Source organism: Desulfovibrio sp. UIB00 (assembly GCF_022508225.1).
Lineage (GTDB): Bacteria > Desulfobacterota > Desulfovibrionia > Desulfovibrionales > Desulfovibrionaceae > Desulfovibrio.
Window position 1 is genome coordinate 18400 of sequence record NZ_JAETXJ010000003.1, and the last position, 19953, is coordinate 38352.

The 19953-nt window shown below is 59.3% G+C and carries 16 protein-coding genes; 5 read left to right on the forward strand and 11 right to left on the reverse strand.

What is annotated here, in order from left to right:
* The first annotated feature begins 63 nt into the window (after positions 1-63).
* A complete protein-coding gene (locus JMF94_RS05740; RefSeq protein WP_240824221.1) occupies positions 64-1095 on the forward strand; it encodes a glycosyl hydrolase family 18 protein in 1032 nt (343 codons plus the stop codon).
* 3 nt (positions 1096-1098) lie between these two features.
* Entirely contained in the window at positions 1099-3204 is a 2106-nt protein-coding gene (locus tag JMF94_RS05745; RefSeq protein WP_240824222.1) for a hypothetical protein, read from the forward strand.
* Positions 3205-3328: 124 nt separating this feature from the next.
* On the opposite strand, the gene JMF94_RS05750 is transcribed toward JMF94_RS05745, so the two are convergent.
* Complete coding sequence (locus tag JMF94_RS05750) at positions 3329-4435, reverse strand: 1-propanol dehydrogenase PduQ (protein WP_240824223.1); 1107 nt, start codon at positions 4433-4435, stop codon at positions 3329-3331.
* Between the two features lie 571 nt (positions 4436-5006).
* Between JMF94_RS05750 and JMF94_RS05755 the strand changes: the two genes are divergently transcribed.
* The 3 genes from JMF94_RS05755 to JMF94_RS05765 all read left to right on the forward strand — a co-directional run bounded on the left by JMF94_RS05755 (position 5007) and on the right by JMF94_RS05765 (position 7422).
* Positions 5007-6095: a hypothetical protein gene (locus JMF94_RS05755; protein WP_240824224.1), complete on the forward strand. Its 1089-nt coding sequence runs from the start codon at positions 5007-5009 to the stop codon at positions 6093-6095.
* A 6-nt stretch (positions 6096-6101) separates the two neighbouring features.
* Entirely contained in the window at positions 6102-6371 is a 270-nt protein-coding gene (locus JMF94_RS05760; RefSeq protein ID WP_192111684.1) for a hypothetical protein, read from the forward strand.
* A 166-nt stretch (positions 6372-6537) separates the two neighbouring features.
* Entirely contained in the window at positions 6538-7422 is an 885-nt protein-coding gene (locus JMF94_RS05765) for a MerR family transcriptional regulator (RefSeq protein WP_240824225.1), read from the forward strand.
* On the opposite strand, the gene JMF94_RS05770 is transcribed toward JMF94_RS05765, so the two are convergent.
* The 10 genes from JMF94_RS05770 to lpdA form a co-directional block, all read right to left on the reverse strand.
* A complete protein-coding gene (locus JMF94_RS05770; RefSeq protein ID WP_240824226.1) occupies positions 7423-8019 on the reverse strand; it encodes a GDSL-type esterase/lipase family protein in 597 nt (198 codons plus the stop codon). It lies immediately after the preceding gene.
* A gap of 96 nt (positions 8020-8115) precedes the next feature.
* The gene (locus JMF94_RS05775; RefSeq protein WP_240824227.1) at positions 8116-9204 is read right to left on the reverse strand and encodes a radical SAM protein; all 1089 of its coding nucleotides are present in this window, start codon (positions 9202-9204) and stop codon (positions 8116-8118) included.
* A 72-nt stretch (positions 9205-9276) separates the two neighbouring features.
* Entirely contained in the window at positions 9277-10314 is a 1038-nt protein-coding gene (locus JMF94_RS05780; protein ID WP_240824228.1) for a radical SAM protein, read from the reverse strand.
* Positions 10301-11371 carry an NAD(P)/FAD-dependent oxidoreductase gene (locus JMF94_RS05785; protein ID WP_240824229.1) on the reverse strand — a complete coding sequence of 357 codons (1071 nt, stop codon included), beginning with the start codon at positions 11369-11371 and terminating at the stop codon, positions 10301-10303. The genes JMF94_RS05780 and JMF94_RS05785 overlap by 14 nt, the downstream gene beginning before the upstream one ends.
* Positions 11372-11375: 4 nt before the next feature.
* A complete protein-coding gene (locus JMF94_RS05790) occupies positions 11376-12956 on the reverse strand; it encodes a DUF116 domain-containing protein (RefSeq protein ID WP_240824230.1) in 1581 nt (526 codons plus the stop codon).
* Positions 12957-13085: 129 nt separating this feature from the next.
* The gene (locus JMF94_RS05795; RefSeq protein WP_240824231.1) at positions 13086-14357 is read right to left on the reverse strand and encodes a (Fe-S)-binding protein; all 1272 of its coding nucleotides are present in this window, start codon (positions 14355-14357) and stop codon (positions 13086-13088) included.
* A gap of 3 nt (positions 14358-14360) precedes the next feature.
* Positions 14361-14786, reverse strand: coding sequence for a glycine cleavage system H protein (locus tag JMF94_RS05800; RefSeq protein ID WP_240824232.1), 426 nt, complete (start codon positions 14784-14786; stop codon positions 14361-14363).
* Positions 14787-14816: 30 nt separating this feature from the next.
* Complete coding sequence (locus JMF94_RS05805) at positions 14817-16820, reverse strand: cytochrome c3 family protein (RefSeq protein ID WP_240824233.1); 2004 nt, start codon at positions 16818-16820, stop codon at positions 14817-14819.
* Between the two features lie 10 nt (positions 16821-16830).
* On the reverse strand, positions 16831-18420 hold the full coding sequence (gene lipA, locus JMF94_RS05810; protein WP_240824234.1) for a lipoyl synthase: 1590 nt from the start codon (positions 18418-18420) through the stop codon (positions 16831-16833).
* A 105-nt stretch (positions 18421-18525) separates the two neighbouring features.
* Positions 18526-19890, reverse strand: a complete 1365-nt coding sequence (gene lpdA / locus JMF94_RS05815; protein ID WP_240824235.1) for a dihydrolipoyl dehydrogenase — start codon at positions 19888-19890, stop codon at positions 18526-18528.
* Positions 19891-19953 lie beyond the last annotated feature (63 nt).

The following is a 19953-nucleotide window of genomic DNA, read 5'->3' on the forward strand; positions in this document are numbered from 1 at the left end:
CTGCGCCGGGCCGTCTGGCCCTTGCGTTAAATCCGTCCGGGCCAAAGCGCCGGGGAGGTTGTTATGAAATGTCTGCGTTCTGCCGCTTCTGCGGGACTGCTTGTGCTGTGTTGCGCATTTCCGGCGGTGGCAGCCGATGCATGGGTGGCGGATTGGGACATGCCCAACGGGCTTGCTGAACTGCGTCAGGGCAACTTTAAAAACGCGCTCATGTTTGCCGCGTATTTTGACAGGCAGGGCAGACCCTTCCTCACCGATGACATGAAAAAGGCCTTGCGCGGCGGGCTTGCGGCTTCGCTGGGCCAAAGCCCCAATGTACAGGGCGTGTTCCTTTCAGTCGTTAATGACGTGGTTGAAGCCCCCGGTAAATCTGTGCAAAAGGACCCCTCCCTTGTGAGCCGGCTCATGGCTACGGACGCCAGCCGCGCCGCGCACCGCAGCGATCTGCTGGCCCTGCTGGCGGCCTATCCCTTTACAGGGCTGGAACTTGATTACGAAAGGGTCAATATGGATGACTGGCCCCGGCTGCTGCAATTTGCGCAGGAGCTTTCCGCCACGCTGGCTGCTCAGGGTAAAAAACTGCGGCTGGTCATGGAGCCAAAGCAAAAGTACCTGCAAGGCAATCTGCCCGCAGGCCCGCAGTATGTGGTGATGGCCTACAACCTGCACGGCAATCACAACGGGCCGGGGGCCAAGGCTGACGATGCCTTTTTGCGCCAGTTGGCCCAGTGGTGCGCTCACTGGCCTGTAAAGCCTGGGTTGGCGCTTTCTGCGGGCGGTTTTGCCTGGACGGGCAGGGGCGTTGTGGATCTTACCGAGCGCAAGGCCGCCGCATGGGCGCAGGGCGCGGGCGTACAGCCCAAGCGCGACCCAGCCAGCCATGCCCTGTACTTTAAGGCGGCGGACAACACCCCAGGCAGCCCCCTGATTGCCAAGGGGGGAACCACTGGCGGCAGTTGCGAAATCTGGTATGCGGATGGTGAAACCCTTGCCCATTGGGCCGATGTGGGGCGCAGCCTTGGCTTTGGCGATGTGAGCCTGTGGCGTCTTGGCGGCAACACACCGGAATCTCTGGCTAAAATTTCAGGAAAGTAAGTGATGACGCCGCAAAGCAGTGATATGCAGGTGCGTTTGCACACCTTTGGAACCATTGTGTGCCTGGCGGTATTGCTGCTGTGCGCCAGTTTTTGCACGGTTTTTGCGGCCGTGGTTCAACCCTCGCGGAGCCTGTATGTGGGCGCGGGATTCAGCGGTGGTGACGGACTCAGCGCAGACAGGCCGTTAGGCAGCATCAACGCCGCGCTGCAAAAAGCCCGTAAAGGCGATGTCATCGTTGTTGCGCCGGGAGAATACCGGGAATCCATACGGGTTTCCACAGCGGGGCTTACCATTTTGGGCAGCGCACCCGGCAAAGATGCGCTTCAGGTTGTTATCGCGGCTCCGGCTGGCAAATCAGGGTATGTGCTTGCCGACAGCGCCGATACCGTATGGCGCGGCATTGCCTTTCGCATCGGGGACAGCGCCGCAATAAATTTGCGTGGTTTTACCGGGCGGTTTGAATTTTGCCATTTTACCTCTGAAAGCCCGGTGCCGGGCATTGAAGTATATGGCGGCGATTTTGTGTTTCAGGGCTGTACCTTTTCGGGCGGGGCCGAGCCGACAGCCATGCTGGCGCTCAATGGGCAGGCAGGGCGCAAGAGCCGTGTGACTCTGGCTTACTGCCTGTTCCGCGATAACCCCGGCGGCGCTGTGCTGCTGCGGGGTGAGCAGGATGTGCATTTTGTGAACTGCCTCTTTGCCGCCTGCCGTTTTGTCGCCATGCGTCAGGCCGGGGTAGGAGCGCAAATTTCTGCCGTCAACAGCATATTTTTTCTCAGCCCGGAGCCAAGCCTGTTTTTACAGTCGCCCTCCGCTCCCAAAGCGCGCCTTGAAAGCTGCCTGTACGCGCCAGCGCCCGGCGATTTCATGAAATGGCAGGCCAGGCCTCTCGACCAGCAACCGGAAGTTACCGCTGTGAACTGCATCACGGCCTCTCCCCGTTTTGTGGGCGGGCGCAATGCCTTGATAAACCTCTGCGTGGACGACACTGTTAATGCCCCGGTATGGCGTTCTCTCACGCCAGCTGCGGCAAAGCTGGGGCTGAAAATCACCCTTGCGCTGAATACGGACGCGCTCTCGCCGCAATACTGGCAAATGATTATTCCTGAGGTGAACGCGGGATTTGAAGTGGCCTCCCACGGGGCGGTACATGCCAGCATTACCTCTGCTGAGGTATTGCGCGTTGGCTGGTTTGATCCGGCGGGCACATCAGCCTCCCTGTCCATAGACCAGGCAGAGCAACTGCGGGTGGTCGTGGACGGCAAGGAGCTGTGCGCTATTGACCTTGCAGTCCAGCCCTATCTTTCCATGGGGGCGCTGGTGCGTCAGTTGCAGGAGAAAGGCCTCAGGGCGGAGCTTGTGAGCCTGAGCCACGAGAAAATTCCCGCCTATCTGCTGGCCCCGGTACAGGAGCAGGATATCTTTTTTGCGCGGCACAATGCGGAACTGGTCATGGATACCAGGGCATACATGCACTACATGCTGTCTGAATCGCGCCGTAAGATTGAGCAAGGCCTACGGGAGTATCATGCTGCGCAAAAAAACTGCACGGCTTTTGTGTGCCCCTACAGCGAGAGCAATACAAATATCCGGCAGGCCATGCAGTCTACGGGTTTTCAGGTTGCGCGCAGCCATATGGCGCAGCGCTTCCTATCTGCCGTTGAACGCGTCGATCTCTCTGCCCTGCAAAGCATTTCTCTGAAAGATATCGTGCCCGGCGCGCCAACGCCCAATCTCAAGGAAATGCTGCGCATGTATCTGGATTATCTGAAGTACCACGGTTCCATCATGGGGCTATACAGCCACGGAGCCAACGAATGGACAGCCAATCAGTGGATAGACCTCTTTGAGGTCTTGCGCGAAAACCGTTCTGTAAAAACAGCCGGGCTTGCGGAAATAGCCGCCATAGTCAAGGAACAGTGCGAATCAACAGGGCCGTGGACATACCGCTGCCCCTCGCAATCTGGCCCTGTGGGCGGCGAGACATCGTTCAGGCCTGGGCAGGATTCACCCCTGATTGGCGCTGGCGTGCCGACAGAATTTAACACGGATTATGCGGGCAGGCCTTTGCAGGCAGGGCAGAGGCCCAATATCGGCTTGTACTGACGGCAAACAAGACTATCCGCTGCCATCAAGCGCTCTCAGGCGCAAAAAAAGGAGTCACCTTTTGGGTAACTCCTTTTTTGTGGGCGTTTGCAGAAAATCCGGCAGACCAGCTCTTAAGCCTGTGCTACCAAGCCTGTTCGAGCAGGGTGACGATATCATCGTGCGAGGGCATGCGCGGGTTGCTGCTGGTGCAGATGTCTTCCAGCGCGTTGGCGGCCATGGAATCCAGGCTTTGACGGTAGACCTGTTCGTCAACTTTAAGCTCGCGCACCCGTGCGGGGATCTTCATGGACGTGTTGAGGTCGCGCACGGCGTTTATCAGGTTGCGCGTGCCTTCTTCCACCGTGGTGCTTTCAAGGCCGATAAAGGCCGCAATTTCTGTGTATTTGACGCCTGCATCAAAGCTGTTGAAGCCTATGACAAAGGGCAGCAGCACGGCATTGGCAAGGCCATGCGGAATGTGGAACAGGCCGCCCAAGCTGTGGGCCATGCTGTGGGTAACGCCAAGGCCGCTGTTGGTAAATGCCAGCCCGGCCATGCACGAGCCGATGAGCATGTTGTCGCGCGCGGTCATGTCGTCGCCGTGGTCATAGGCGCGCTTGAGGTAGGAAAAAACATTGCGGATGGCCTGCTCCGCGTAGATAGCTGTAAACACGTTGCTGTAGCGCGAAGTGTAGGCTTCCACCGCATGGGTCAGTACGTCCATGCCGGTTGCGGCGGTCACGTGCGGGGGCACGGTGCGTGTAAATCGGGCGTCAAGAATGGCGGCGTCAGGAATGAGCATTTCGTCATTCAGCGGAATTTTCACCGAATTGACCTTGTCGGTGATGACCGCAATGGAGGTCACTTCCGAACCTGTTCCGCTGGTGGTGGGGATGGCGACAAGCGTTGTTTTTCTGTTGCTGTCTGCCTTGTGCCCGAAGTAGGAGATTGCCTTTGCCATATCAATGGCCGAGCCGCCGCCGATGGCGATAATCATGTCTGCCTGGCTGCCCAAAAAAAGGCGCGTGGCTTCAACCACGGCCTGAAGGGATGGGTCGGGCTCCACGCCAGAAAAGAGCGTGTGCCCAATACCCTTGCGTTTCAGATGGCTCACGGCCTGATCGGCAAATCCGCTTTTGACCATAAAGGGGTCTGTCACCACAAAGGCATGGCTGGCTGGAAAGGTCTCAAGGGTTTCCAGCGCGTAAGGGCCGTAACAGATCTTTGTTTTTCCGTAAAACTGGGTCACGTCGTCCTCCACAGGCGGCGCAAAGAAAGAAAAGATATCTTGGCGTCGGCGTATTCTTTTATCGTCAGCGGTTCACGCTTGCTTGCGCTTGGGCAGCCATCTTCACGCCTTAGGGGCGTGTATATTTTTACTACAGATACCAGTCTGTTAGCTCAGTTATAACCCGTCACTGCACGGCATGCTTGCAAAAGGGCAATGCGGGCATGATGCTAAGTCAACCTTTACCCCTAGGGGGAAGGTCAAGGGTTTTTGCAAACTTTTTTACTATCCAATGCCATTTTGTGTGAAAAAATGTACCAGCATGACAGATTATGAATTTTAAATTAAAACAGATCATTAAGTGGATTATTATTGCAGTAATTACGCCTGCTAAATATAATTACTATTTTTATTTATCGACATCCGGGACAAAATTTATGTAAAAAGATGCCCATCAAGGGGCATTTTTTTGTAAAAGGCCTTGATCTTCCAGTGCGGAGAATGCTTACGGTGAATCAAAGTGGGCCGAGCCTCCCGTTGAGGGCTGGGTCAGCCCGCAGCCGACACCAATTCCCGAGGGAAGGAGAATGCCATGGAGCAAACAGCACAATTTGGGTCAACAGGTACGGAAACCTCGGCGCAGGCAGCCAAAAAGCAGCTTGCCACAAGTTTCAGAAGACGTGGCATGGTTACTGCCACCATGTCTGGGGTAGCTTACGGAACATACACCGCATTCATGACGCTCGCCATGACCTTGGGCGTGTGGGGAGTATGGTACGGCGGCGATTCCACCCTTTCTGAATTTTCCAAGCTCTTTTTGCTTGGCGCGCTTGGCGCGGCCACCACTGACGCGTGCAGCGCCGTGTGGGCTGTGCTGATTGCCATTGGCAAGGGCAAGTTTGGCGATGTTTTTCGCAGCATGGCCTCCAAGCCCGGCGCTATCCTCATGGCAGCCGCAGTTATCGGCGGCCCCCTTGCCAGTACCTGCTACGTGCTTGGCCTACAGAGCGCCGGTTCCATCATTGTGCCCATCAGCGCGCTTTGCCCGGCCATCGGCGCCATTCTGAGCCGCATTCTCTTCAAGCAGGCCCTGACCCCGCGCACCATGCTGGGTATCTTTATCTGCTTTATGGCCAGCGTCATGATCGGCAGCACTGGCCTTGCCGACAACGCACCGCCGAACCTCTTTGTGGGTATCGCCTTTGGTTTTCTGGCCGCCTTTGGCTGGGGGCTTGAAGGTTGCGTGGGCGGCTACGCCACTTCCATGATTGACCCTGAAATCGGCATCACCATCCGCCAGCTTACCTCGGCCCTGACCAACCTGCTGATTCTTGTGCCCCTGTTTGCCTTTATTGGCGGCGACTCGGCCTTTGGGATGATCCGCACTGTCTTTACCGATGTTGACGCCATGCCCTGGTTTATCGTGGCTGGTTTTGGCGCGTACTTTGCCTTCATGCTCTGGTACAAGGGCAACGCCATGTGCGGAACGGCGCTTGGCATGTCGTGCAACGGCGCGTTCTCTTTCTGGGGACCTTTCTTCTGCTGGCTGGTGCTCGGTCTGTGGTTCGGCATCGACGGTTACGCCCTTGCCCCCATTGCCTGGCTGGCCGCAGTCGTGATGATCGTCGGCATCTTTATCATTGCCGTCAATCCGCTGGATTTTTTCAGAAAGAAGGGATAATTTACCATGAAAAAGCCGCTTAACTTCGCCATTCTCAAGTATATGACAACGGTTAACGAGGCCTGCACAGAAGATGTGCTGTGCGCGCTCAAAGACGGCTACAGTTCGTTTCGGGCTTTCAACAAGTCTGACGTGCTCAACGCCCTCCTGACCGCAGAAGCCAACGGTCTGTTGGAAGAATCGCGCTATGATCTGGACGATGAAGGCCAGGTGCGCATGTTCTTTCGTGCCCATGCCGAAGGCGCGGCGACCATAAACCGCTACATTTCCAACTAAGAATCCACTGCCGGGGAGGGGGAACACCTCTCCCCGGCGCAAGGGATGTGCCCGGCCTCTTTTTTGTGTCTGGCTGGTGGCGCAAATGCTCGATAGGATATCGCGAGGTTCGGGCAGGCGCATAATCATCCCTTTTTGCCCACCTTTCAAAAAATCGGGCAACGCCATGACAAAACAAGGGTACACCATCAGCCAGATGAGCGAGATCTCCAAGATCTCCAAAAAGGCTCTGCGCTTTTATGACGACCTCGGCCTTATTTCTTCCAAAAGGCATGGGGGCAACAACTACCGCTACTATACGCAGGACGAACTGCTCGCCATCCCGCCGCTGAAATACTACAAGCAGATGGGGTTCAACCTCAGCGAAATCCGCGCCGCTTTTGAAGTTGGCAGCAATACTTCGCTTTCCGCGTTGCGGAAAATATTCATGAGCAAGATTGAGTCGTTGCAGAATGATGAAAAGCTGTTGTTTCTGCGGCTTACATCTGTACGCGATTGGCTTGAACTGCTGCACGAAGCGGAGATTGTGCTGGAAAACTGCCAACAGAGTGTTTCGGTGAAGTATATTCCGCCGGAACGCATGCTTTTTATGGATCAGACCTTTGTTTCTGATATCAAGTCTGCCATTATCAACATGGATTTTACCAACTATGTTGAAGAAGTGGGCAATAATATCACCGGGCCGGTCATCATCAATTTTTCTTCCATAGAAAACAGGGTGCAAAACGAGGAACAGCCCGTCAAACTGCTGCAAAAAACCGTGTTTCCCTGCGGGGAAGATAAAATGGCAGATTATGGCGGGTATCTGGCGGCAAGCTGCTACCACATAGGTTCGCACGAAACCATCGGCAGCACCTACCGCAAATTACAGCGCTGGTGCGCCTCAAACAACTATATCTGCGACAATGGCGCGCACGAGCGCTATATCACCGACTTCTGGACCACCAATAACGACTCGCTCTTTGTCACAGAAGTGCTGGTCAAGGTAAGCCGCAGAGGGAGTGTCGTGCACACCCCCAAATTCCATTTTGATTCAGTCGACGATCTGTAATCAGCCAAGTACGCGGGCCGCCTGCTGCGCCATCAGCTCGTGGCCCGCTTCGCTTGGGTGCAGGCCGTCTGTGTAGAGTGCGGAGAGCCAGTCAGAGGCATTGCCATCCGTTGGGCCTGCCTGACCGGGCAAACCCGCAAAAGCCTGCGAAAAATCCACGCATTGCAACGAGAAATCCTCAGCAAGTACGCGCATCCACTGGTGCACGGCGGCGTAGTCCGCACAGGCGCGCGGCAGGTCAACGCTGCCCAGCAGGGGAAAGGTTATGGGGGCATGCACGGGAATGGGCACCCCCAGCACCGGGCGCACCCGTGCGCTGAAGCTGTGCTGCACCAGCGCAAAAATATTGGCCTTGACTGTCCCTAGCCCTGTTCCCAACGCCAGATCGTTGAACCCGCCCATGATCAGAACCGCGTCAGCTCCCGCCTGCACCACCTGGGGGTGAAAGCGGGCCAGCATGCCGCCCGTGGTATCGCCGTTGATGCCGCAGTTGCGCACGTCAATTCCCGTGCGCCGCGCCAGCAGGGTCGTCCATACCTTGGGGCGTGGAATGCCGTAGCCGTATGTGAGGCTGTCGCCCAGACAAGCAATAATCATGTTTGCAGCGTATTCCCTTGTGGGAGATCGGGCAACATTTGCAACAGGCGGCCCGCGCCAGCAGGGGCGTACTGACAAGGGCCGCCTGCGCCCGCATCAGGCGGGCAAGCCCATTTGCAGGCGGATGTGGCGTACATCCGCTTCTTCAGGTTTGAATGGGTAGTTGCGGATTCCCGGCCCGGGGCGTGAGTTGGCGTAGGGGCGGTTGCAGGCCACCTCGCCGTCGCGCCCTGTGCAGCCGCAGGTGCGGAATGGTTCGCCCGCATCAATGACTGCATCCAGATCAGCCTTGGTCAGGCCGTATCCTGTGAGGGCGTGGCGGTCGTTATAGGTGAAGAACCGCTCGTGGGCGTGGTCATTGTCGATGAGCCAGCGCGCAAGCTGAATGCGGCGGTACTGGTCAATGGGCGGCGGCAGGCGGTGCGCCAGCGGCGATCCCCCTTCGGGAAAAAACGAAAACAGATGCGTGTTGCCGCCCATGTCGTGCACTCGCTGCATGGCGCGGCACATGTCCTGCTCGGTTTCGCCCATGCCCACCATAAAGTGCGCCCCGGCCATTCCATGGCCAAATATGTCCAGACTCTCGCCCAGACACTGCCAATATCGTTTCCATGAGTGCGGCCCACCGACCCCCGCCCCACGGTAATGGTCAAACAGTTCCGGTGTGGCAAGGTCAATGGCTACGCCGATCTTGTCCGCCCCGGCTTCGCGCAGTTCCTCAAGGTTTCTGCGGGTAAGGATGGTGGGCGAAACCAGCATGGAAACGGGAATATCAATGGCCTGCCGCAAACGGCGGCATATCTCTGCAGCATCGCGCGGTGCGCGGCTGTTGGTGAGCATGGAAATACAGATGCGCTTGACGCGTTCCTGACGCCGCACGATGCCCGCCACAATTTCATCAACGGTAAATGCTGGCCAGGTCACGCGGATAAAACTTTTGCTCGAGCTTTCCTTCTTTTCTTTTGCGCCAGAGAGGCCGCAGTAGGCGCACTTGGCAGCGCAGCCCGAGCGGTAGGTCAGCAGCAGGTTGATGCACGAAAGGCAGGCGTTGCGGTAGAAAGAGCCGGGGGCGAAATCGAGCGTCATGGCGGCGGCAAGGCTCATGCGCGCAACCTCGGGGCTTTGGGGCTGCGTTTGCTGCCAGCAGGGCGGGCATTGGTTTTCAAGTTGGGTGGCTTGGCTCATATGTTGTCTCCAGCAAAAGTTATTGCGGCAAGCGTTGTGCGAGTAATACTTAGTCAGGCCTGGCTGTGAGAGCTACCAGCCCTTTGTTCCCTCGCCCAGCAGCACCGAGCAGCATGTTTTGCGAAATTCCGCCTGTAATCCCATGCGGGCAGCCAGTGCGGCTGCCTCGTGCGAGGGCAGGGCCATACGGTTGATGCCCGCCCGCAGCGAAAGAACTTCCAGAGCGCTGGCATCCCGCCTCGGGCGTGCGCAGCCAAGGCTTAGCTGGCTCTGCGGCATAAGCTCACGCGCGCGGATCACAAGCCCGCACACGCCGCGCGGGTCTGGCTGGCGCACGTTTTCCATAGCTGTGCCAGCAAGGTTCATGTAGGCCACGATCACCAGCAGCTCTGGCGGATGACGCGCCAGAATTTCCAGCGCGTGGTTTTCACCCGCAAACCTCCCAAAATGCAGACCTGCCACAATGTGCGGAACAACCGGCAGCTCTGCCGCAGCCAGGGCCTCAAGGCTTTGCTCAAGCAGTTGGGGGCCGTCCGGCAGATGATAAACGCTGGCATAGGTCTTTTCGCTGCCAATAACGTCAAGCAGGGCCTGATCCACGCCAGCCCGTCGCAGGGCCAGAGCCGCGCGGTCGTCCACCATGCCGCAGTGCACGGAAATATAGAGTCCGGTTTCCTGCTTTATGGCAGCAATCGTGTCGGTAAAATCCTCCCACGGCACTTGTCCGCGCCCGTTGCAGCCGCCGGAAAGCAACACCCCTTGCGCGCCCTGCGCCACCAGATCGCGGCATTTTTGCAACAGCCGCTGGGGGGAGCTGACGTCAGGCATATTGAGCAGCAGCTTGCCGCCGCAGTGGGCGCATTGCTGGCGGCAGTTGGCCCCGGTGATGGAAAGCGCCGGGTACTGGCCCTGCACGCCGTCGCGTACATACATGCCGGGCAGATAGAACAGTATTTTTTTGCCGTGGATTTTCCACGAAAGTTCACGTGCTTCATTAAGCCGCGCACTATCCCAGCGCAGTTCAGAAGGGATATCCGCTGGCCACGAGGAATAGTAGCCGCCGTATGTTCCAGTGGCGGAATTTCCGCAGGATTCTTCAGCTTGCAGCATAGTATTCCCTGAATCCTATCCAGAATCTGTTGATGGCTTTGTCGAGCGAGCCTGTGTGCGCCTCCCATAAAAGGCGGCGCTGGTGCGCGTGCGACAGAGCGTCGCCGTAAAAATCGGCCCATTCTTCCTCGTAGCCCAGCAGAAGGGTCAGATCGCCATCCAGCACAGCCTTGGCGGCCCAGCGGCCAGCCATTTCTCCCCCCACCACGGCCTGAAAAATACCAGCCCCTGTGATGGGATGGGTGTGCCCTGCGGCATCGCCTGCAAGTACAGTGTCGCCATATACACAGGGGCGGGGCGATCCTGCGGGTATCCAGCCGCCTGTGAGGCCCAGCGGCCTGTCAGCCACAAGGCCAAGCCCGGCCATGCCGCGCACAAAGCGCCGGAGCGCCCAGCGCAGGCCCGGCGTGCCGGGGGTGGACAGCATGCCAAGGCCCACGTTTGCCACATTGCCCTTGGGGAAAACCCAGGCGTAGCCAGCGCGGATGCTTTCATCAAAATAGATGTGGGTGTGTTCCAGATGTTCCAGCAGGGGCAGACGCACCTGAATGGACGGCAGGCAGTGCGGGCGGGGCAGGCCAAGCCAGCGCGCCACGCGCGAAACAGGGCCGTCAGCCCCGATAACAACCTTGGCTGACACGCCCACAGTGGCGCTGTTCGGCGCGGACAGCAGCACTTTGCCGCCCGCGCCGCCTTCGCGGCCAACAGCGGCGTGACCAAGAAGAATCCTCGCGCCGCTGCTCACGGCGGCACGGGCAAGAGCCTGATCGAACATTTCCCTGTCGATCACGCAGCCGGGGGCGCTCATATCCTGTATGCAGCGGCCATGCAGAAAGCTGCGCATGCCTGTTGTGCGCTGCACGATGTATTCGTCCCCCACGTTGGCCTGCCCGACCAGCATGGCCGGGATGTATTCCGCGCAGCGAACGGGCCTGCCCACAATGCGCCGCCGCTCGGCAACAATTACTGAAGCCCCGGCCAGAGCCGCAGCCCGCGCGGCGCTTGATCCGGCAGGGCCGCCGCCCACCACAAGAACATCGCAGTTGAGTACGCGCATGGGGCTACCTCCCGGCGTGGCCTTGCGCCTGCTGCGCCACACGCAAAATGGAGTGCAGCAGGGGCATGTTCAGGCTTGTCTGGCTGCGGAACTGCCCCTGATGGGCGGCCTCGCTCTGATCCAGCTCGTAGCAGGTGGTGTTTTCTATATCTATGAGAATGCCGGGCAGGCCCATGCGGTCAAAATCTTCCGCATGCTTGATGTAGAAGGGCTGGCAGCAGCAGCCGATGAAGGCGGACACGCCCTGCCCCTTGAGCTTGCCCAGTTCTTCCATGAGATCTTCAAAGTTGGTTATGCAGACCGTGCGCAGTTTGCGCTCATGCCCCAGAGCCCAGGCTTCGCCTACGGAACATTCGCCGCAGGCGCGGCAGGCCTTGGTAAAGCGGAGGTCGCAGTCCTTGAGTTTTGCGCAGTAGGGCAGCAGCAGGGCTTGCGGCCCGGCGGCCAGCACCTGATCAAAGTTGCCGTTGGTGGTGAAGATGCGGTTGCAGTGTTCAATTGGGATGCCGTGGCGGGCAATGGCGGCTTTTTCCATGGCCATGCGCAGGGGAATGCAGATGTCTTCCGCGTTCATGTCTGGTATGGCTATATGCCCTTCGTTGAAAAAGTCGTGGATGCTGCCGCAGAGGTGCTCCGTATTCAGGGGCTGTCCGCGCAGGGCAGCCTCAAGGTCAAAGAGGGCACGCGCGGGGAAAGACAGGAAGTCTCCGGTAATAAAAACGTTTTTGAGCACACGGCGCGGCATGTTCAGCTGCATGGTCACGCGCACAAGGCCGTAAGGCGATTTGCGCGCGCCCTGCACCACCTCTGTCTTTTCATAGGTGGGGCGCACCATGTCTATCCATTCCTGCGACTGAAAATAGGGCAGCCGCTCGGCAAGCTTGTCTTCCTCCTCGGCGGTGAGGCCGCCGGGCACAAGGTTTATACCCATGTGCCGCTCAAAGGCATCGGCAAGGGCCGCTTTGATGTCAGCGCTGGCAGGCACGTGTCCAAGCTCCCACGCCAGACAGGTGACGCGCTTTTTGATGGAATCAATTTCCTTGGCTTTCAGCTTTTCCACAGGCACGCGCAGGCATTTGAGCATGGTTTCCACGTCAAAATCCACCAGCAGCGTACCCTGGAACAGAAAGGCCGCGTCGCAGTCCGTACCGCCTGTGCCGGATATCTTGCGGCCAGCAACTTCTATGTCGTTGCGGGGGCGAAATGCCGCGTCAATGCCCATGCCGCGCAGGGCAGTGACGGTAGGTTCGCACAGGCGGCGGAACAAGTTGGCGTTGGGAATGCCCACGCCAAAAAAAGACTTGTCGCAGATAAGCTCCCAGCCGATCTGGTTTTCATCAAAGAGCAGGCCGCCACCGCCCGTGATGCGGCGGTTGATGTCGATTCCCTGCTCGCGGCAGTAGGAAAGGCGGATTTCTTCCTGTATGGACTGGTGAAAACCCACCAGCACCGTTGCCGGTTTGAACTGCAAAAAACGCAGCGTATCCTGTGAGCGGCCACTGCCGCGAATTTCAAGCAGCACCTCGTCAAGGGCCATGTTTTCCGCCGCCGTAAGCGGCGGCAAATCAAGCAATCGCCACTGCATATGCGCCTCCTGATCGGGTGTACGCGCCTCTTGCAGTCCGGATTACCCTTTCCGCGCTGTACACCCCGTTTGTGCTGCGTTTTGTTGTTCCTGCGCTGCCCGCCGGCATGCCACAATGTCGTTGGGGCATTACGCCTGCGCTGATGCCGCCGCCTGAACTGCTTGTGCCGTGCTGTCTGCCCTGGCTTTTGCCTCACTGGCGTGCGCCTGGAGTGAGCGGGCCACAAGCTGGCTCATGTCCAGCACTTCTATGTTCACCTTGTTGCGCTTGGCATAGGTGGTCATGGTGCGCACGCACTGCTGGCAGTTGGTCACAATGGCCTGCGCCCCGGTGCGTACGGCTTCTTCAACCTTGCGCTTGGACATGGCCGCCGAAAGATCGGGGTCGATCATTTCCAGGTTTCCGCCGCCGCCGCAGCACAGGCAATGCCGCCTGTTATGCTCCATTTCCACAAGCGTCAGGCCGGGAATGCGCGCCATGACCTCGCGCGGCTCGTCAAACACGCGCCCGCCGCGCCCCAGATCGCAGGGGTCGTGGTAGGTCACTGTCATGGGCAGCTCGCCAAGGGGCAGCCTGTTTTCAAGCACGAGCTGCATGACCATTTCAGAGGCATGCGCCAGCTCGAATTCCGGCGGGTAGGATTCGCGCCAGATCTGGTAGCAGGAGGGGCAGGTAAACACGACCTTGCGCGCGCCCCGCGCCTTCACAGCCTCCACATTATGCTTGATGATGGCGGGCAGATCGGCGCTCTGGCCGGAACCCACAAGGGGGAAGCCGCAGCACCATTCATCGCCTGCCATGATGGTAAAATCCACGCCTGCGGCTTCCAGAATTTCCACAAAGGCCATAGGTATTTTTTGCGCCAGCGGAAAGTACGCGCCTACGCAGCCAGTAAAATAGACCACTTCAGCCCTGGCTTTCTGCCCGCCGCCCTTGGGGGGCTTGCGCATGTCGTCCACCCAGTCGCCGCGTTCGTCGTTGTCTTCGGCAAAGACGTTGTGGCTGTCTTCAAGATTGGTGCGGATCATGCGGATTTTTTCCGGGGCGTCGCCCGTGCGCGAAAGTTCTTCGCGCAGGGCGAGCCACAGATCTTTAAGGGGCAGGCCAGCGGGGCATACTTCCTCGCAATCGCCACAGAGCGAACAGCGAAACACCGAAGTGCCGTATTCCTTGAGGCGTTCCGGCGTGGCCACAGGTTCGCGCCCCAGCACTTCGCCCAAGGCCCGCCAGAGGAAACTGCGGTCGCGCAGGAGCTTTTTCAGGTTGTCCATACGCACCTGAGCCGAAAGATCCGCGTCGCCCGATGCCGCCACCGCCGGACACACTGTCAGGCACTGCCCGCATTCGGTGCAGGCGTCGAGCGCCATGCGCTGTCGTATGCTGAATGCTGTGTGACGCATGATTTAATCCTTTTTGAACTTCTTGATGTCCTCTTGCAGCCATGCTTCAAGAACGTCCTTGCCGCCGTGAATGAGGGTATTGATCTGGCTCATGTCGGCGGGCTTGATCCTGTACATCCAGCCCTTGCCGTAGCAGTCGCCGTTGATGAGGGTTGGGTTGGCCTCCAGCTCTTCGTTGACTGCCGTGATTTCGCCGTCGGCGGGGCTGTAGACGGTGCCAAGCCATTTGCCCGATTCCACCTTGGCGAACTTTTTCCCGGCGGTGACGGCCTTGCCCACAAAGGGCAACTGCACAAACACGATCTGGCCTGCCAGCTTTTCGGCAAAGTCGTCCATGCCAATGACCAGCTCGTCGCCGTCAACGCGGGTCCAGAAGTGGTACTGGTCGTAGTACAGTTCCTCGGGCATGTTGTATCCGGCAATTTCCATGATTAACTCCTTAATGTGATGGGTTAGGCCTTAGTGGCGGCCGCGAATGGTCTGAACAAGCAGGAACAGGGGAGCCGTGAACATGTGCCGCAACTGGCTGAAGGGTATGTAAGCCACCGTCAGCGCGGTGAGCACCGCATGTGCGTACCAGCCCCAGCCGTAGATGCGCGCCAGCGTTGCCTGCCCCAGAGGAGCAAGGCCCAGCGCCAGCGCATGCCCGGCAAAGGCATAGCCGCTGCCTTCTGGCATGCCCGTGAGGGCGATGCGCATGCCTTCAAGCACAAAGCCCGTTAGCGTGATGCCCAGCAGCAGATACAGCGCAAGCCAGTCGTGGCGCGGTGCGTTTGCAACGGCGCTTTTTTCGCGCCGCCACAGCACGGCGGCCAGCAACAGGCCCAGCAACAGGGCAAGCCCGCTCAGATCAAAGAGGAAGGCTCCAGCACCCCAGTTTTTATCCAGCAGCAGCCAGGGCCATTCCTGCGCGGGCGACAGGAGCGAACCAGTCAGACCCAGCAGACCCCAGACAAAGCGGAACAGGAAGGGGAAGAATATGAGCGCATGCACGGCCCAGCGCAGGGGCGATTCCCGGTAGAGCCGCCGTTGCAGGAAGACATCGCAGCACAGGGCAACCCATCGGTTTTCACCAGTTGCGTGCTGGTGCGGCGCGGGGCAGGCGTGGCTTTGCCCCGTTGCGGCATCCCCATCTGTGCCCTTTTGCGGCGATCCCTTGCCCAAATTGGCGCAAGAGAACCAGAACAGCCCCATGCCAGCAAAGACCAGCACAAATACGCCAAGACCGATCTGACCGGAGGTGTCCTGCACACTGAATGTGGCAGCGTGGCACCCCATGCAGAGCACGCTCTTGGGCGGCAGTATGGCGTTGGCAGCGCCAACATTGCCGTTGCCCGCAAAGCCACTTGTGGAGCCGCCAGAATCTGCGCTCCTCGCCACGGTTGAGACAGGGGCGGCGCTATGGCAGCGCACGCAGGAGGCTGTGCCGCTGGCAAGGGTCATGGAATGCACGTTGAGCGGCCCGGAATTGATGGCATAATCAACCTTGCCGTCCTTGAGCACTGGTGTGACGCCGGAAAGATGGCACGCCCCGCAGCTCACATTGCTGTGGGCATCATGGATTGTCTTTTCGTCATGCCTTGTGTGGCAGGTGAGGCAGTTGACGCGTTCCTGCCTGTTGTGAGGGTACCGTGCCGCATCCTTGTGGCAGGTGAGGCAGTTCATGTCGCCGTGGGTCATGGATTTCATGCCCTCAGCGGAGATTCTGGGCGTGACCGCAGCAGGCGCGGCAGCGCTTGATTCCGGTCCGTGACAAGAGAGGCACATTGCTGGCCCCTGCGGTTCTTTGCCCTTGTTAAATGCCACAGGCGCTGCGGTGGAGCCGCCCTGAGGCCTGGAGGCAGATACGCCAGCAGCTATGCCCTTGCCAGTCTTGAGTCCATGGCAGGAAAGACATGCGGCAACATCTGGCGCGGGCTTGGGCAGGTCTGTCTGCGTCTTGTGGCAGACGCCGCAGGATTGGCTCATGTCGCCCGCAGGGCGCAGACCCTTGGCTCTGGCCTCGGGCGCGAGAACATAGTGTGGGTTGTGACAGGTAACGCAGTTGTTATAGTCCTGCGTTTTCATTACCGGTTTGCCGCCGTGCATCCCTTTTGCCAGATTATCTTCAACTTCGCCGTGGCATTGCAGGCAGGTTTCCCGGTCAAATGCCGTACTGGCGGGCTTGTTGAGTTTGTCTGCCCGTGGGTGCTGGTGGTCGGCCTGCTCGGCGTGACAGTCTGCGCACGACATGTTGGCATGGGCAGAGGCGTGGAAGCCTGTTTCATCTATAAACCACGTTCTGCCCGGTCTGACGGCGGTGTTTTGCTGGTCGTCACCCGCATGAGCGGGCAGGGTAGCCGCCAACAGCACGATACAGGCCGTTATCATGCAGGCCGCAACAGCATGGGCCGTCAGCGTACGGGCCGCCGGAAACATCGGGGCGGCCTTGGTTGGGCCGCATTTGCGCATCCTCAGCTTCATACCATTCTCCTCAGCACGCTTCGCAAGTATTGGCAGCCAGCGGGGCCGCGTCTGTCAGACTGGTCAGCATGGCCTCCGCGCGGTACGAGCTGCGCACCAGCGGGGCGGAAGCCACGCCCGTAAAGCCCATGGCAAGGGCTGTTGCCTTCCAGTGGTCAAATTCGTCAGGGGCCAGATGCCGCGCCACAGGCACGTGCGCTCCAGAGGGGGCCAGATATTGCCCAAGGGTCAGAAAACGGCAGCCGTGCGCCAGCAGATCGGCCAGGGCCAAGCGAATTTCGCTCCATGTTTCGCCAAGGCCCAGCATGATGCCGGATTTTACGCGCAGACCTTGATTGGCAGCGAATTGCAGCACTTCAAGTGACGTTTGATAGCTGGCCCCTGGGCGCACATATGGAAAAAGCCGCCGCACGGTTTCGAGATTATGGTTGAACATATCAGGGCGGGCGTCGCACACCGCATCAAGAGCGTTGCGGTCGCCCTGAAAATCCGGCACCAGCACTTCAACGCTTGTCTGCGGGCTTGTGCGGCGTATGGCCCTGATGGTGCGTACAAAATGATCCGCGCCGCCGTCAGGCAGATCATCCCGCGTAACAGACGTTATGACAGCATGGTGCAGCCCCAGCCTGTGTACGGCCTGCGCGACGTTGTCCGGCTCGGATGGATCGAGAGGCGTGGGCGATCCCTTGGCAACGGCGCAGTAGCGGCAGCCTCGGGTGCATCTGTCGCCCATGATGATGAAAGTTGAAGTGCCGCGTGAATAGCATTCACCCTTGTTGGGGCACTGGGCCTCCTGACACACGGTGTGCAGGTTGAGGTCGGCCAGCATGTTCTCCACCGGGCGTATCCCGGCATCGGGGCGCAGTGAGACGGTCAGCCAGCCGGGGCGGTTTGCAGCCAGGCCTGTGCGGGGCGCAAAATCAAATTCATGGGCAAATGCCTGAACAAAGCAGCGTGAAACTTCGGCAAAATCAACCTGACCTCCAAGCTCGGCTGCCATGGAGGTAATGCGTTCCGCCGGGTTGCCGCAGGGGGTAATGAGGCGGAACCAGTTCACATCGGTATTCACGTTCAGGGCCATGCCGTGAAAGGTCACCCATTTGCGCACGGCTACGCCCACGCTGGCGACTTTGCCGCCGTTTACCCACACTCCGGGGCCGTGGACACCCAGTTGAGGCTCAAGACCGAAGGAGCGCACCACCGAGGCGATGGCTGCCAGCAGCTTTTCCATATACAGGTGCAGGTCTTTTTGCCGCAGGCGGATAACGGGATAGGCCACAAGCTGGCCGGGGCCGTGAAAGGTCGCCATGCCGCCGCGTTCCACCCAGTAGAGCCCGACTCCCTGACGCTGCAACTGCTCCTCGGTCACGTGCAGATGGGCCGCCGTGCCGCCGCGCCCCATGGTGATGACGGGATCGTGCTCAAGCAGCAGAAGGGTATCGTCCACGGTATCGCTGACGCGCGACTCCACGCGGCGCTTCTGAAAGTTCAGGGCTTCGCCGTATTCGATGCGCCCAAGATCCAGCACCTCCAGCGGAACAGGCTGGACGGGCGCGGAGCTGGTATCGGTATCTTGTTGGCAAAGGGATAAGGCGGACATGGCTGCTTCCTTGTAATGCTGAACAGATTCGGCTTGTTTACGGCGGGGGGCCGGGGAGGCCTGTACCCCGGGCCCAACGGCCCCCCGCCGGTTCCTTCAACGGCGTCAGCCCCGCTTGGGCAGGTACAAGGCCCACCCGGCGGCATCGCGTGCGGCATCGACAACGGTTTCGCAAAAGGCCGGATGCACGCGGAAGCCCTTGGCGAACTCGCGCACCGTGCATTCAAGCTGCATGGCAAGTACCGCCTCGCCGATCAGCTCGGAAGCATTGCTGCCCACGATGTGCACGCCCAGGATTTCGCCCGTGTCGGCATCGGCAACCATTTTTACTGCGCCGTCCACTTCGCCGCGCAACATGGCATAGCCGTTGATGGAATATGGAAAACCACCCACTTCAACCTCGTAGCCCTTGCGCTCGGCCTGTTCTTCAGAAAGGCCCACGGAACCCATTTCCGGGCTGCCCCAGATGGCGCGGGAAACAAGGTGGCAGGGGAACTTTGCGGACACGCCCATGCTGTTTTCCGCCGCGCAGATGCCCATGGCCGAGGCCGCATGGCTGAGCATCCATCCGCCCGTGCAGTCGCCAATGGCAAAAATGCTCGGGCAGGCTGTGCGGCACTGCTGGTCAACGCCTATACTGCCGTCTTCATTGAATTTAACGCCCAGAGCTTCCAGGCCCAGATTGGAGGCAACGGGCTTGCGGCCAGATACCAGCACCCTGTCGGCCTCAACGGTCTGTTCCTTGTCGCCGCTTTTGATGGTGCAGGTTTTGCCCGCAACCTTGACGAGGGTGTGTCGGGCAATGATCTGCACGCCGCGCTCACGCAGGGACTGGGACATGCGCTGGCTGGAATCCTGATCTTCATCGGGCAGAATGCGCGGGCCGGGCACGGCATAGATGACCTTGCTGCCAAGGATGCTCAGCAGGGTAGCCATTTCAACGCCGATATAGGTGGGATCGGTAATAAGCACCGAGGCCGGAGCTTCCGTCATGTCCAGCAGCTGGTCTGTGGTAAAGGCGGCCTGATCCAGACCGGGAACATCGGGTTTTGCAAGGGTGCTGCCCGTGGCGATGATGATACTCTTGGCCTCAACCTTTTTGCCCGCCACATCCACAGATGTGGGCGAGGTCACAACAGCCATGCCGGGGATCACGTCCACGCCGTTGTTGGCGAGCAGCGCTTCCATACCCATGCGGATATCGTTGGAAACGCCCTGTTTGCGGGCCAGAACAGCGGTAAAATCCAGCTTGCCCACAGTGAGTTCCAGACCAAATTCGCCCGCCTTGCGCGACTGTTCCAGCAGGGTGGCGGCGCGCAGCCATATCTTGCTGGGAATGCAGCCGCGCATAACGCAGGTGCCGCCCATGTTGCCGCCTTCCACCAAGGCCACCTTGCCCTTGAGCTGCGAAGCGCGAATGGCCGCAGCATAGCCGCCGGGGCCGCCACCTATGACAACTACATCGTACATTGTGTTCTCCTGATCTGTGCTGGTTGCTGTATGGGCGCGGCATTGCCGCAGCCCTGCCGGGAA

Bases quoted from the DNA above. Each gene is read 5' to 3' on its own strand.
- JMF94_RS05740 (WP_240824221.1), top strand. From the start codon at position 64: ATGAAATGTCTGCGTTCTGCCGCTTCTGCGGGACTGCTTGTGCTGTGT.
- JMF94_RS05745 (WP_240824222.1), top strand. From the start codon at position 1,099: ATGACGCCGCAAAGCAGTGATATGCAGGTGCGTTTGCACACCTTTGGA.
- JMF94_RS05755 (WP_240824224.1), top strand. From the start codon at position 5,007: ATGGAGCAAACAGCACAATTTGGGTCAACAGGTACGGAAACCTCGGCG.
- JMF94_RS05760 (WP_192111684.1), top strand. From the start codon at position 6,102: ATGAAAAAGCCGCTTAACTTCGCCATTCTCAAGTATATGACAACGGTT.
- JMF94_RS05765 (WP_240824225.1), top strand. From the start codon at position 6,538: ATGACAAAACAAGGGTACACCATCAGCCAGATGAGCGAGATCTCCAAG.
- JMF94_RS05770 (WP_240824226.1), bottom strand. From the start codon at position 8,019: ATGATTATTGCTTGTCTGGGCGACAGCCTCACATACGGCTACGGCATT.
- JMF94_RS05775 (WP_240824227.1), bottom strand. From the start codon at position 9,204: ATGAGCCAAGCCACCCAACTTGAAAACCAATGCCCGCCCTGCTGGCAG.
- JMF94_RS05780 (WP_240824228.1), bottom strand. From the start codon at position 10,314: ATGCTGCAAGCTGAAGAATCCTGCGGAAATTCCGCCACTGGAACATAC.
- JMF94_RS05785 (WP_240824229.1), bottom strand. From the start codon at position 11,371: ATGCGCGTACTCAACTGCGATGTTCTTGTGGTGGGCGGCGGCCCTGCC.
- JMF94_RS05790 (WP_240824230.1), bottom strand. From the start codon at position 12,956: ATGCAGTGGCGATTGCTTGATTTGCCGCCGCTTACGGCGGCGGAAAAC.
- JMF94_RS05795 (WP_240824231.1), bottom strand. From the start codon at position 14,357: ATGCGTCACACAGCATTCAGCATACGACAGCGCATGGCGCTCGACGCC.
- JMF94_RS05800 (WP_240824232.1), bottom strand. From the start codon at position 14,786: ATGGAAATTGCCGGATACAACATGCCCGAGGAACTGTACTACGACCAG.
- JMF94_RS05805 (WP_240824233.1), bottom strand. From the start codon at position 16,820: ATGAAGCTGAGGATGCGCAAATGCGGCCCAACCAAGGCCGCCCCGATG.
- lipA (WP_240824234.1), bottom strand. From the start codon at position 18,420: ATGTCCGCCTTATCCCTTTGCCAACAAGATACCGATACCAGCTCCGCG.
- lpdA (WP_240824235.1), bottom strand. From the start codon at position 19,890: ATGTACGATGTAGTTGTCATAGGTGGCGGCCCCGGCGGCTATGCTGCG.